Annotated in this window: 13 protein-coding genes and 1 tRNA gene; 6 read left to right on the top strand and 8 right to left on the bottom strand. The window is 59.4% G+C overall.

Going from position 1 to position 13,145, the window contains the following annotated elements; all coding sequences use genetic code 11:
• The first annotated feature begins 156 nt into the window (after window positions 1–156).
• Both IPJ76_04835 and IPJ76_04830 read left to right on the top strand, forming a co-directional pair.
• Window positions 157–1,257: a Nif3-like dinuclear metal center hexameric protein gene (locus tag IPJ76_04835; GenBank protein QQR87556.1), complete on the top strand. Its 1,101-nt coding sequence runs from the start codon at window positions 157–159 to the stop codon at window positions 1,255–1,257.
• Window positions 1,258–1,259: 2 nt separating this feature from the next.
• The gene (locus tag IPJ76_04830; GenBank protein ID QQR87555.1) at window positions 1,260–2,093 is read left to right on the top strand and encodes a hypothetical protein; all 834 of its coding nucleotides are present in this window, start codon (window positions 1,260–1,262) and stop codon (window positions 2,091–2,093) included.
• 67 nt (window positions 2,094–2,160) lie between these two features.
• On the opposite strand, the gene IPJ76_04825 is transcribed toward IPJ76_04830, so the two are convergent.
• Together IPJ76_04825 and IPJ76_04820 are read right to left on the bottom strand one after the other, a co-directional pair.
• Window positions 2,161–3,645 carry a hypothetical protein gene (locus IPJ76_04825; protein ID QQR87554.1) on the bottom strand — a complete coding sequence of 495 codons (1,485 nt, stop codon included), beginning with the start codon at window positions 3,643–3,645 and terminating at the stop codon, window positions 2,161–2,163.
• 6 nt (window positions 3,646–3,651) lie between these two features.
• Complete coding sequence (locus IPJ76_04820) at window positions 3,652–4,632, bottom strand: hypothetical protein (GenBank protein ID QQR87553.1); 981 nt, start codon at window positions 4,630–4,632, stop codon at window positions 3,652–3,654.
• Between the two features lie 106 nt (window positions 4,633–4,738).
• On the opposite strand from IPJ76_04820, the gene IPJ76_04815 reads away from it, so the two are divergent.
• From IPJ76_04815 to IPJ76_04800, 4 genes are all read left to right on the top strand, one after another.
• Window positions 4,739–6,208, top strand: a complete 1,470-nt coding sequence (locus IPJ76_04815) for a proline--tRNA ligase (GenBank protein ID QQR87552.1) — start codon at window positions 4,739–4,741, stop codon at window positions 6,206–6,208.
• The gene (locus IPJ76_04810; protein QQR87551.1) at window positions 6,208–6,912 is read left to right on the top strand and encodes a hypothetical protein; all 705 of its coding nucleotides are present in this window, start codon (window positions 6,208–6,210) and stop codon (window positions 6,910–6,912) included. Before IPJ76_04815 ends, IPJ76_04810 begins: the two co-directional genes overlap by 1 nt.
• Before the next feature lie 97 nt (window positions 6,913–7,009).
• A tRNA-Glu gene (locus tag IPJ76_04805) sits at window positions 7,010–7,081 on the top strand.
• 133 nt (window positions 7,082–7,214) lie between these two features.
• On the top strand, window positions 7,215–7,793 hold the full coding sequence (locus IPJ76_04800; GenBank protein QQR87550.1) for a DUF4468 domain-containing protein: 579 nt from the start codon (window positions 7,215–7,217) through the stop codon (window positions 7,791–7,793).
• Window positions 7,794–8,508: 715 nt separating this feature from the next.
• Here IPJ76_04800 and IPJ76_04795 read toward each other — a convergent pair.
• From IPJ76_04795 to IPJ76_04770, 6 genes are all read right to left on the bottom strand, one after another.
• Window positions 8,509–8,871, bottom strand: a complete 363-nt coding sequence (locus IPJ76_04795; GenBank protein ID QQR87549.1) for a hypothetical protein — start codon at window positions 8,869–8,871, stop codon at window positions 8,509–8,511.
• A gap of 10 nt (window positions 8,872–8,881) precedes the next feature.
• Window positions 8,882–9,181 carry a hypothetical protein gene (locus IPJ76_04790; protein QQR87548.1) on the bottom strand — a complete coding sequence of 100 codons (300 nt, stop codon included), beginning with the start codon at window positions 9,179–9,181 and terminating at the stop codon, window positions 8,882–8,884.
• Window positions 9,182–9,255: 74 nt separating this feature from the next.
• A complete protein-coding gene (locus tag IPJ76_04785; GenBank protein QQR87547.1) occupies window positions 9,256–10,101 on the bottom strand; it encodes a hypothetical protein in 846 nt (281 codons plus the stop codon).
• Between the two features lie 463 nt (window positions 10,102–10,564).
• Window positions 10,565–10,870 carry a helix-turn-helix domain-containing protein gene (locus IPJ76_04780; protein QQR87546.1) on the bottom strand — a complete coding sequence of 102 codons (306 nt, stop codon included), beginning with the start codon at window positions 10,868–10,870 and terminating at the stop codon, window positions 10,565–10,567.
• Window positions 10,871–10,955: 85 nt separating this feature from the next.
• Window positions 10,956–11,492 (bottom strand): hypothetical protein, encoded by a 537-nt coding sequence (locus IPJ76_04775; GenBank protein ID QQR87545.1) that lies wholly within the window; start codon window positions 11,490–11,492, stop codon window positions 10,956–10,958.
• Window positions 11,493–11,746: 254 nt separating this feature from the next.
• Window positions 11,747–13,063, bottom strand: coding sequence for a site-specific integrase (locus IPJ76_04770; protein QQR87544.1), 1,317 nt, complete (start codon window positions 13,061–13,063; stop codon window positions 11,747–11,749).
• Window positions 13,064–13,145 lie beyond the last annotated feature (82 nt).

Below are 13,145 nucleotides of genomic sequence, written 5' to 3'. Positions count from 1 at the left end.
CCCCCAGACCCCCTCGTTGAAAACCCAACTACATCAACAACATCAGTGATCAAGATCGTGACACACTTAATCTAACAGACCCTGTTCTATTGCTATCCGTGCCTGATGTTGCAGTGAAGCGTACAGGACCCTCGCAGTGGAACAACACTTCTAAACATGCCCCAAACCATCGCCTCCATCATCTCCGTCCTCGAACACTGGGCTCCACTCGCCCTGCAGGAGGACTATGACAACTGCGGGCTTCAGGTCGGTGATCGGAACGCCGAAGCCACCGCTGCTCTGGTATCGGTGGATTGCGATGAGCGCACCGTGGTGGAGGCCGAGCGCGAAGGCTGCAACCTCATCATTTGCCACCACCCGGTCATCTTCAAAGGACTGAAGCGGCTCACAGGCAGCAACGCGGTGGAGCGCACCATCGAGCTGGCGCTACGCAAGAACATCGCCATCTATGCCATTCACACCAACCTGGACAATGTGATCGATGGCGTGAACGGCGAACTGGCCAAGCGGTTAGGTCTAAAGCCACTTTCAGTCCTCGAGCCCAAGGCCGATCGGCTTAGGAAGCTGGTCGTCTTTGTGCCCGAGGCCCACGCCGAAGCGGTGCGTTCGGCCCTTTTCGAGGCGGGCGCCGGGCATATTGGCGCCTACGACCAGTGCAGCTTCAACCTCAGTGGTAGGGGAACGTTCCGGGCAGGCGAGGGCACCAACCCTTTCGCGGGCGTGCGCGGCGAACGGCACGCAGAGGCCGAGGTCAGGGTGGAAGTGATCTATCCTGTTGAGCGTGAGGCGGTCATTCTGCAGGGCATGAGAACCGCTCACCCTTACGAAGAGGCGGCCTACGACCTCTATCAACTGGCCAACCAAGACCCCCGCATCGGGGCCGGTCTGCTTGGTGAGCTGCCCGAACCCATGGCCGAGGGGGACTTCCTCCAGCACCTGAAGACCGTTCTCGGCCAACCCAACCTGCGGCACTCGGAGGCTTTGGGAAGGCCCATAAAGCGGGTGGCGGTCTGTGGCGGAAGCGGCACCTTCCTGCTCGGCAATGCCTTGGCCGCCAAGGCCGATGCCATGGTAACGGCCGATGCCAAATACCACCAGTTCCAGGAGCCGGAAGGCCGGTTGCTGCTGGTGGATGCCGGCCATTGGCACACCGAGCAATTCACCATGCACGCCATCCGGGATCGGCTGGTGCTGGAAAAACCTACTTTCGCGGTCCGTTTATCGGGGCTTAACACCAACCCCATCCATTACAGTTGACCATGTCGAAGACCGCCGCCAAGACCCCGAAAGCCGCTGACACTGTTGCTGGCAACGGGGCCATCAAGGCCGTGAACGCCGCCACCAAGGCCGAGAACGCCATTGCAGACAAGCTCCGCGAGCTGTTCATCCTTCAGACCGTCGATTCACAGATCGACCGCCTGCGCGTGATCCGCGGTGAACTGCCCCTGGAGGTGCAGGACCTGGAGGATGAAGTGGCCGGCCTCGAGACCCGCCTCATGAAGCTCCAGGACGAGCTGAAGGAGATGGAGACGCAGATCGCTGAAAAGCAGAACTCCATCAAGGATTCGAAGGCGCAGATCAAGAAGTACGAAGCGCAGCAAGCCAAGGTGCGCAACAACCGCGAGTTCGATTCGCTGGGCAAGGAGATCGAGTTCCAGAACCTGGAGATCCAGCTCGCCGAGAAGCGCATCAAGGAAGCCAAGTTCGGCATGGACAGCAAGCAGGCTGCCGTGGACGAAAGCACCAAGCTGTTCAAGGAGCGCAAGAAGGACCTCGATGTGAAGAAGAAGGAGCTCGACGACATCATCGCCGAGACGGAGAAGGACGAGAAGGACCTGCAGAAGAAGAGCAAGACCGCGAGCAGCCACATCGAAGAGCGCCTGCTGAACGCCTACCACCGCATCCGCAGCAACGCCATGAACGGCTTGGCCGTGGTGCCCGTGGAGCGCGGCAGCTGCGGTGGTTGCTTCAACAGCATCCCGCCCCAGCGCCAACTGGATATCCGCAGCCACAAGAAGATCATCGTGTGCGAGCACTGCGGTCGCGTGCTGGTGGATGAGCTCCTCGCCGAGGAGGTTCGCGCGATGAAGTGATCAACTGAAGACCTGAACAATGCGAAAGCCCGGTGATGAGCCGGGCTTTTCGTTTGCTGCTGTGCTGTTAAGGCCTGTAGGAGAACGTCACGAACACCCTGGTCTCCTTGAGCGTTTCGGTGGTGGGTTCAATGAAGTTGGGGTTGTACTGGTAGTAGCCCGCGGTGCGTGATCCGTGCAGCCCGGCAAAGTCCAAGCTCCAGCGCTGGGTGCGGTAGCCGATACCGCCCGTGTAGCGCATGAGCGCCTCGCCGCCGCGTGGGTCTTCATCGATGTACGGATCCGGCCAATAGCCCACCCCGCCACGCAGGTACACCTTGCTCGCGATGCGCCACTCCGTGCCCACCCGAAGGTGGTGCTGCACACGGAACCGCTCCTTGATGATGCCGTTCTCTTCGCTGAAGTCGTACGCGCCGACCTCGCCGGTGGCATGGTTGAGGCGCATGTGGCGGAAGTCCGCGAACTCATAGTCGGCGCTGATGGCACCCACCTTGCCCACGATCACCGCGCCACTGGCCACCACACGCAGGGGAGTGCGCGCCCGGTAGTTGAAGTTGCCCTCTGGGCTTTCGTAGTTGAACCGATCACCGTTGTCCCGGAACGCCGTGCTCATCTCCGTGGTATAGCCGTCGGTGAGGCTCAGCCAGATGGGCGAGTGGAACGCCAGTCCGAAGCGTGCAGCATCACCTGCGCGCATCACTGCGCCCAACTTGATGTCGAAGCCCGTGCCTGTAGTGAGCAGGTTTTCCTTGTAGGTCAGTTTCTCCAACGGGAGATCTTCATCGAGCGTGGTTTCCACGTGCGTGGTGATCCGTTCGTTGCGCACACCGTGTATTCCGATGGAGCCGCCGATGAAAAGCTCGTCCATGCAGCTGGCCGCGAAGAACAGGTTCCATGACCGCACGTTGCCAGCGCTGCTGATCGTGTGGGTCTGGTCCACCAGGCTTCCGGACGGAATGGCGCTCGTGTAGGTGAAACCGTTGGTGTCCAAGGGATCAATGGCATAGGCAAGCCAGGCCAGTCCCGCAGAATAGGGCAGGATGCTGTCCACCATCCCATAGGGCGTTCCGTTCGCTTCCGCTGCGAATGCTTGTGCGATGCTGCTGTTCACGCCTTTGGATTCCACTTGGCGCTCCCAATGGTTGCTCGCGAGCCGGTCGTAGCTGATGCCGAAACTGAAGTTGGTCCACTTGCTGCCGGCATCGCCGCGCGCTGCGAACTGTACCAGCAGGTTGTTGAAGTAGAACCTATGGTCGGTGCCGGTACCATTGAACCCATAGTGTTTCGCATCAGCCCGTTGCACATCGAACGATGGCGTAATGCTGAACTCACTCGTGCTGTAAAGCGCCATGCCTGCGGGGTTGATCACAGCGGCGGAAGGATCGGCGCCCAGTGCCCCGAACGCACCTGCCATGCCCAAGCTGCGGGCCGAACTGCCGTGGGATAGGCTTGAGAACCCGAGGACGTCCTCTTCCGTCTGGGCCCAGGCGGTCGGCGCGAGCAGAACGATGGCCAGCCCGATGCTGACCGAGCGGATGATCGATGCGTTCATGGGTTCTTATCGCGGGCGACGTCCTCCTCCGCCACTGTTGCCACCACCGGTGTCGCGCGATGGCGCTGTGCCCCTGTCGAAACCACCACCGTCATTGCGCTGCGGAGCAGTGTCGGTGCCACGTCCCCGTTCGCGCACGGCGGGCCGGGTAACCGGGCGTTCCACTGGAGCGGTGGTCGGGCGCGTGGTCGGGCGCGCATCGGGCTGGACCAACGGGCGTGTGGTGCCGGTGGACATCTGGGTATTGGGCCGGGCGGTGGCGGGGCGCATCAAGCCGATCTGGTCCCGCGGGTTGGTGCGCGTCATCGGCACGGGCGCACTACCGCCGGTGCCATTGCCGCTTCCACCACCGAAGCGTGGGCGGTGACCGTAGTACACGTTGGAATTCCAACCATCGTTCCAGCCGTTCACGATGGGTTGGTAGCAGCTGTAGCAGCCACCACCGTAGCCGTAGTAGCCATAGCCGTAGTAGGGGCCATTGTACCAATAGTTGTTGTTCCAGCCGTTGTAGCAGGGTACGTAATTGCCCCAACCATCAACGCAGCTTCCGGTGTATCCGTAGAGCGGATCGTTCCATCCGTAGTTCCAGCCGTTGCCCATCCCACCCCAATAGCCATTGTAGTAGCCCATGTAAACACCGCTGCCCCAACCATTGTAACCCCAGTTGTTGCCGTACATCGTACCGAAGCCGTAGCGGTCATAGCCGTAGTAGTACGGGTCGTTGTAGGCCATGTCGTAGTAGCCGCGCGGATTGCTGTACTGCGGGGCCACTTGGGGGTCGTAGTAATCCTCCTGCGTTGGTGCGGCTTCTTCCGCCAACGGTTCGTTGCTAACCGAAGCAGTGATCGCCCGCGGGTCAGGGCGGTCGTACACATCGTCATGCACATAGGCCGAAGGTTGGCTCTGGGTGCAGGCCGTGGCCACCAGCGCCAGCAGGATAGCGGGGGCGGTGCCGTGGAGGAAGTTCGGTGCGCGCATGTGCTTCATCCCGTTCACGGGGGTAGTGAGGTTTGGTTCCAACGTCCGGGGCGGTCCGGTAGTATCTACTTTTCGCCGCTCCGGTCAACGTCAAAAATAGTACCGGAAGCAGGCGATGAGCGAAGTGATGACGAAGCGTGCCACGGACTATGCACAGTGGTACAACGATCTTGTGCTGAAAGCCGACCTGGCCGAGCACAGCGACGTGCGCGGTTGTATGGTGATCAAGCCCCACGGTTACGCCATTTGGGAGAAGATGCAGGCTGCCTTGGATGCCATGTTCAAGGCGACCGGTCACGTCAATGCCTACTTCCCGCTGTTCATCCCCAAAAGCTACCTGGCCAAGGAAGCCAGCCACGTGGAAGGGTTCGCCAAGGAATGCGCCGTGGTGACGCATTATCGCTTGAAGAGCGACCCGGTACACGGCGTGGTGGTGGACCCCGAAGCGAAGTTGGAGGAGGAGCTTATCGTGCGCCCCACCAGCGAGACGATCATCTGGAACACCTACCGCGGCTGGATCAAGAGCTACCGCGACCTGCCGTTGCTCATCAACCAGTGGGCGAACGTGGTGCGTTGGGAAATGCGCACGCGCTTGTTCCTGCGCACGGCCGAATTCCTCTGGCAAGAAGGGCACACCGCACATGCCAGCAAGGAGGAAGCGGTGGAGGAGACCATGCGCATGCTCGATGTGTACGCGCAGTTCGCCAAGGAGTGGCTCGCCATGCCCGTGATCAAAGGCGTGAAGACCCCTGGCGAGCGTTTCGCCGGTGCTGAGGACACCTATTGCATCGAAGCGATGATGCAGGACGGCAAGGCGCTGCAAGCCGGCACCTCGCACTTCCTCGGTCAGAACTTCGCCAAGGCCTTCGACGTGTACTTCACCGACAAGGAAAACAAGCAGAGCCACGTATGGGCCACGAGCTGGGGCGTGAGCACCCGTCTCATGGGAGCGCTCATCATGACGCACAGCGACGACCACGGACTGGTGTTGCCGCCCAAACTGGCTCCTGTACAAGTGGTCATTGTGCCCATTGCCAAGAACGGCGAGCAATTGGCCGCTATCGACGCCTATGTGGCGCCCATGGTCCACGCGCTGCGCAGCAAGGGCATCACCGTGAAGTACGACAACGACGACAAGCGGAAGCCCGGATGGAAGTTCGCCGAGTACGAGTTGAAGGGCATGCCTGTGCGCATTGCCGTGGGCCCACGCGACATGGAGAACGGCACGGTTGAAGTGGCCCGCCGCGACACCTTGGAAAAGGAGACCTTGCAGGTGACCGACCTGGCGGAAAAGGTCGAACACCTCCTTCAGGCCATCCAGGAAAACCTGTACCAGAAGGCATTGGCCATGCGCGATGCCAAGACCCGCGCTGTGGACAGCTACGCCGAGTTCAAGGAGGTCATCGAGGAAGGCGGCTTCATCCTGGCGCATTGGGACGGTACGGCGGAGACGGAAGAGAAGGTGAAGCAGGAGACCAAGGCCACCATCCGTTGCATCCCCCTGCACGGCGACCGCACGCCCGGAGCATGCATGGTCACCGGCAAGCCCAGCGCACAACGTGTCATCTTCGCAAGAGCCTACTGATGAGCAAGACCACCAAGCAAGACGACCCGCGTTCCACCATCCTGCGCATGCTCGGTGGCAAGAGCGCCATGAAGCAGGACGTTTACCAGCGTCTGCTCAGTGTGTTCGCCGATCTGAAGGCGGTGCTTGCCGCCACGGCCGATGACCTGAACGCCACCATGGAGCAGCAGGACAAGCGCGTGACGGTGAAGTACACTGACAAAGGCGAGGCTGCCGCTGAACTGAAGGTCGCTGGTGATGTCATCATTTTCCACATGCACACCAACGTCTTCCGTTTGGACCAAGGCCACAGCCTATGGAAGACGAGCTACCTTCAGGAGGATGAGCTGCGCGGCTATTTCGGCGTGGTGAACATGTACAATTTCCTCAGCGACTCCTTCAAGTACAACCGCGAGCGCGACCTGGGCTACCTCGTGTCGCGCTTGTTCATCAACAAGGACGGTCACTTCTTCGTGCAGGGCAAGCGCCAGCTCGGCTTCCTTTACAACGACTTGGCCGACAATACGATCAGCAAGGAGCGCTTGCAGCAGGTGTTGTACTCTGTGATCATGTACACCCTCGACTTCGACCTGCTCACCCCACCGTACGACCAGGTGAACCAGGTGACCGTGAGCGAGATGAACGAGTTGAACGCCAACGTGCAGATCAGCACGGGCAAGCGCTTGGGCTTCCGTTTCCAAGCGGACAACGACGACGTGCGATAGTGGCCTGATGGGCTTTCCCGGTTCGAATGTCTTTCTACATTTGCCGCCCCTTTGGTCGCCGTAGCCTCTGTGAAGGCGACTGAGGTTCAAGAGGTATGGCCCGTTCGTCTAGGGGTTAGGACGCGTCCCTTTCACGGATGAAACAGGGGTTCGATTCCCCTACGGGCTACAACGTGTCGCCGGAACCTTAGCAATAGCAAGGGTTTCCGGCGATTGTCGTTTCTAGGGCATTGGTTTGGGCATCGGTTACGGCCAGTTCTCCGCCGTTCCTCTTTCCACCTCAGCCCATCTACCTTCGGCAAATGCGAACCCTGCTCTTCGCGGCCCTGACCGCATTGACCTCCTCAGCCTTCGGTCAGGAACCTACGTCAACTGATCCGCCGAAACCGTACGAGCGCGTTGAGCTGGTTAGGGTGGACAGCACCCGAACGGCTGACCAACTCTACCGATCGGCGCGACGTTGGTTCGTTGACGCCTTCAAAGACGCCGAAGAGGTAATCCAGTTGGAAGATGACAGTGCGAGAACCATCGTGGGCAAGGGGTGGTTTAACTATCACGATATGGGCCGTATTTGGTTTACGGTCGAGGTTGCAGCGAAGGCGGGTCGCTATCGCGTGCGGTTCTACAACTTCAACCACGTTGGGGTTGGCGGATTGACCTCGGGCACCACCTACGTTCCCTATCTGGACTATGGACCCATCTATGCAGGCGCGGAGTGCTACACTCCGAAACCCACATTGATGATCGTTGAAGGGACGGAAAAGGAAATGATGCTCATCCACTGCGCGGGGATCATACAGCCATTGATAAAGAAGGAATGCGACGCCATGGTAGCCGATCTCCAACGAGCTATGTCCTCCGCCGGGTCATCGGACTGGTAGTGGATCATGGTTGGTCCTCCGTGCTCGGCAGCCCCCAGTTCTCTACTTCGAGGCCACCGCTGACCGGACTTCCTTCAGGATAGCCGCGCGCACCTGTTCCACGGCGGGCCATAGCTCATTGTTGCATACCTCTGAACACTTGGACACCCCTTGCAGGGAACAAAGGTTCTGAGAACACCGATTGCCGCGCGCGATCATGCCGAACGACATGTCGGGTTTGAATGAACTGACCGCAGGGCGTTGCCGCCATAGTTCAAGGCGAACAATGCACATTCCCTCTGTCCATCGGTATGTCGCGAACGTAGACAGGTACCCCGCACGGGTAACTTCCATGAGGTTCTCGGGCATGTAGGTAAACTCCACACGGCCCGATGCGAGGCTACCCAGGGAACTGACCTCGTTAGTGCTCCAAGGCCCGACAGCGGCGCACACGTACTTCTCTATTTTGGGTTTCACATTGGCCAACGGCACGTCAAACCGCACCGTGTCCACCGTGAAAAAAAGGCTATCAGTGGAATAGTGTGAACTCAGTGTTTCCATCACGTCGCCTTGGGCACGGGTCACAGTTCCTAACGTCAGTGCAAGTAGTAGTATCATGTTTCGCATACTCCGAAGGTAGTTGCCTGACCGTGACTTGGTGAGTGCATACTTCGCGGCAATGGCCTTCACGCACGCGCTGGGCCAAACACCCCGTTGAACCGCCGCAAACTACGGCCTACGTCCTGGCGCTATCCAAGGCGTTCCCACTGCGCAAGGGGCCATCGGGATCGACGGGGGGCGGTTGCACAACGATGTTGATCACTGGGACGGTCTGCGGGTTTGGGTCTGGTGCGTAGATCCGCTGCAACTTCGGTTTGAAGAACTCCGCCACCTTCAGGAACAACTCAGCGGCGCGGATCTGATCGGACAGTTTGCGGCTATTCCACAACCGTTCCAGCAGGGCGTTGAACCGTGCGCCGTTGGCCTCTGTGATCTCTTTACCCAGCTCTTCCCATTGCAGGGTTCGCAGGTTCTTCGTGCCCTTGGCACGGCCGCTGTTGCCCTTGGCGAAGTGGCCAGTATGCGGATCCTTGTTCATGGATGTTCCTTCAGGTGAGCCGTGACAAGTCAACGCCCCGGATCATTCGTTCGTAACGGTCGCCAGCGTTGAAGGGAATAACGGCCGCAATTGCGTTGCCTTCATCGAATAACTCCACCTCGACAAAGTAGCCGTGGAGCGCGTAGAAGTTGCTACGGCCTTGGGCATCGGCAATGCCGGTCACGTACTCACCATGCGTCCACAAATGCGAAGCGCGGGCATCCATGTCCAAGGTGTTGAGCTCATAAAGGGTCACGGTCCTGCCAACGGTCAGTCTTGTATTGCCATCGTGCGGGGTGTGACGTTGCAAGGTCCAACAGGAACCCAAGCAACCGGACAAGGCGTTTGAAGAACCGGCGCATGGGTTGAAAATACGTTGCGGGTTCATCGCGCCGAGGTGTTGCCGTGTTGCGGCCCCCCAGGGGGGCGGATGAACGGCCGTTGATCGAACAGGGGGAGGCTACGCGCGTCCATGCGCCGAAGGCTCAATTTTCGGTTACTCCGTGCGTTCCGGCACCTCTTCCCTTCCTTGCCATAGAGGCGTTCGCTGCAAACCTCTGAACGCGGATCTTGGTGCGTGATGTCGCGGTCGCATTCCGGGCACCGACGTACCTCCACCACGTCGTTCTGTTCGGATACCTCAGACCGGACGTTGTGCTCCTTTATCACTAGTGAGCAGTATGTCCGGTCCGGGGTATCCGTGGGCACCATGGCCACCGGTTGCACCCTTGGGCAATTCGTCCGGGCGTCCATGTCGATCGCTGCCGTGAACTTGTCCGTGATCAGTTGCCGTAGTTCGGCCTTCAGGTGGGATCTTCCACGCTCCATGATGATCCGGTCCAACCTTCGACGTTGATCGCAGCGCGTGGATCGTTTCAGCCCTTTCCAATACTCCGGGCGCATCGCGTTGCTCAGTAGGGCAAGGTCCTTTTCGCTCAGGCCGTCGGTGTTCAGGTCGGGTTCCAGGATCAACAGTTCATCGAAGCGGCGAAGGGCTAGGGTTTGCAATGCCTGCCAAACGGCGGGATCCAACAGGTCCGCAAGTGTCACCGTGCGGCGGTCCTTTGGGTTGGGCCATATCGCTGCCTTCACCGCTGCCATCTTGTGATCCGCGTTCTCAGCCCTCAGCAACTCGCCTTCCATGTCGTTCTGATCGGCCTTGTCGTACCACTTGTAACGGCACGCGGTGTGTTCGATCGTGATGCCGTGGCCCGGTTTCGCGCCTTTCATGTGCATTGGACGCGCGCCCTTGTGCATGATGATCCGCGCCAATACTTCCCGCGTCGGTATCGGGGGGCACACGTTCACCCCGGTTTCGACATTGCACACAGTCACGCTGCCCGGATGCAACCGCAACCGATCACATATCTCGTTCACCGTGCGCACGAATTGGGACAACGTGAAGTCACGGCAGTTCGTACCGCCTTCGTGGTACTTGTGGAACGACCCTCGGAACTCCCAGCATTCCCGATCGTCGCCCACGAAAGTGAAACCTGCCCAGGTGCCCCGGAACCTCGGCCGCCCATCCTTGAACGTGCCATTGGGTCGCCATTGAATCAACTCGTTAAGGCGCAGCCGTCGCCGTGCGCGCCCTCTGATGCGTAGTTTCACACCGTCGATCACTGCGGTTCGTCCGTGGGTTGACACTGGAACAGCGAGGCGCGCCTAAGGTGCGCCTTCGTTGTTTCCACATTCACCGCGTATGATGACGCTGGGATTTACGAACGCTGATCCGTTGCAGCGCGTCCAATAGGTCAGCATGTCGGTATCGGACCCGTCCAGCGATTCGCGAACCCTTCACCAACTCACGGCGTGTCCAGTCGCGGAGGGTGGGCTCTGAGACTTGGAAAAAGTCCGCAGCCTCTTTGGTCGTGCGGAGTCGTTCGGTGTCCGGTAACGCTGCCGTTGGCATCGGGCCAATTTGGGCGCGTACTGCCCGCGCGATCATTCCGGCCAACTCTTCGGCGGGAATCTGTGAAAGGACAATGTTGTTTTCCATTTGCATCCGACCGTGTTTGCTGGCCGCGATGCGAATAGAACGGATGAACGAAGATCGGTAGGTCCCGACCGGGTACGGACGTAACCTAACCGCCCTGTTCTTCGGGGTTGAACGTGGATCGTTTGCCCGGTGGCACCTTGGGGTTCCAATCGAGTGTCTGGACAGTTTGCCCCGGTGGATATTTACTCTTCTTGAGGTACTTCACGGCTACCGATTCAGCTATTGTTGAACCGTCATCGAAGTCAAAGGCGGTGCGCACGCGTTTCGCCAATTCTGTACGGGAAACCTTGCCCCCGTTCCTTGGTATGCGGATCCAACCCTTCCCGATCATCTCATCGAATAGCTGGAACAGCTCACCGGCTTCGCCTTTCCAAGTGAAAGGAGGTGCGGATGGCATACCTGAAACGAACACCGCAGCGGCCAACCGATCCAACCTTCCTACTTCCTGATCGCAGAATTGCACGATGTAGTCTTGTTCGACTTGCCAAGCGACCGGTGCCCTCTCAAATGCCTGGCCCGAGGTGCCCGCAAACTGTATGTCGCGAATCCGTTCGTCTCGATAGGTGATAACCCATGTCCGGTATTCGGTTGGATCCGTGGGAACCGGTTCCCCGAATTCCATTCGCATCCTGTGCATGATCTCTACCACCCCTCGAAATGCAGGGGCAATGTCCTGCCAGCACTCCAAGCAAGTTTCGGCGAAAACGCGACCATGTGTGCATGGTCTGGCAGCGATACTGTTCGCTGCCTCGGCCTCCTCTTCCAACAGCCGCGATAAGTCTTGCCAGCGCGTAGGGTTGGCCTCTGCCCGTTCCCGATATGCCTCCGCACTGTCTGAGTCCAGACTTCCAAAAGTGAACATCATGACGCGGTGTATTAAGCGACGTGCAACAACCCAACGTTGAACATCGGGGACGCTGCAATGATGCCGAGGTGTTCCGTATCGGTTAGGCGGATGTATCGCATGAACGCCTGTTCGGTCGTGTGACCTGTGACCTTCATGATGGAACGGGCAGGAACCCCGGACAGGTAGAGGTTCGACGCGAAGGACCGACGCGCGGTGTGCGTAGTGATCAGTTCGCACTTGCGACGGACGGCTTCCACCCGCATACCCGCTACCGTGCGGGCAGTGCGCACACGTTCCTGAAGTTCCGGGACCATTTCTGCCGCTGCCTTCAGGTAATCGTTCTGTTTCTGGTTCGATATCGCCGGGGGCATCTTGCCGCCGTATTTGGTAAGGATGCGCTGAACGACCGGGGCGATAGGGGCCACAACCCGTTTCCCCGTTTTGCTCGTGTCGGTTTCCATCTGTCCGGCGGCGAAGTGCTCCGGCATCAACCGCGACAAGTCCCCGAACCGAAGCCCGGTGAACGCCTGAACGATGAACCGATCACGGGCAGCGTCCAACCGGGGGTGTGCGGTCAGGTCGGCACGATCAAAGGCCATTAGTTCGTCCGTGGTCAGATAGACCATATCGGTTTCGTCACCTTGCTGCATGTTGGCCGTAGCCTTTGCCATCGCCTGACGGTTCACATCGTGCCCCTTTTCTTCGGCCTTCGCCATGAACAGGCGCAACGTCCGGGCGTACTTCACGACCGTATGGGCCGCGAACCCCTTATCGTTAGTCAGGAAGGCAGTGAAGCCGGTAACGTAGTCCGGAGTGATCGCCGCGAATGGAATCCGCCCCTCCTTCGCGCCTTGGCGTTGCGCGGTGTATTCCTTCAGGTAGGCCAAGGTCACACGGTAGCGTGATGTGGTGGCCCGATGAAAGGAGCGTTTCCGATCAGTGTTGAACCGCCCTTCTTCGCTGTCAATGTAGCCCGCTGCGAAGGCGAATAGTTCGGCGGGTGTTTCTACCGTGCGGCCCGTTGCGATATCCAAGGCCGTGCGCAGTTCATCGGGGAAGGGTTCCCGCCCGTGGTCCGTGGTGAACGCCCGGAATGCGTCCCTTGCCTTCAGTTCAAGATCAGATAGGCGGCGGTTGAACTCCGGATGTTCGGGGAACGACCGGGTTTCCTTGGCCCGTTGAAAGTTGCGCTGTCCTGGTTCGTCGCACCAATGCTTCGGTGCAATTGTCTCGCCGGTCGGATAGGTGAGCGTCTCACCATTCCACCGAATGATGAAACGCACAATGGCGGGTTGGTCGGGGCGCGTCTCCTTAGTCGTTCGGAGGTTGAAGCGGTATTTGGGCATGGGTTCTCACGATGTGTTGCACTGGATGCCCGAAATGTAGCGGCCAGGATGTTCCGGCATCGGTCCGGGCATCGGTTTTTCT

The sequence above is a fragment of the Flavobacteriales bacterium genome, from assembly GCA_016699575.1.
In the GTDB taxonomy this organism is placed as follows: domain Bacteria; phylum Bacteroidota; class Bacteroidia; order Flavobacteriales_F; family PHOS-HE28; genus PHOS-HE28.
Note: the sequence above shows the minus strand (reverse complement) of the source record. Positions and strands in the feature narration are given on the sequence as shown.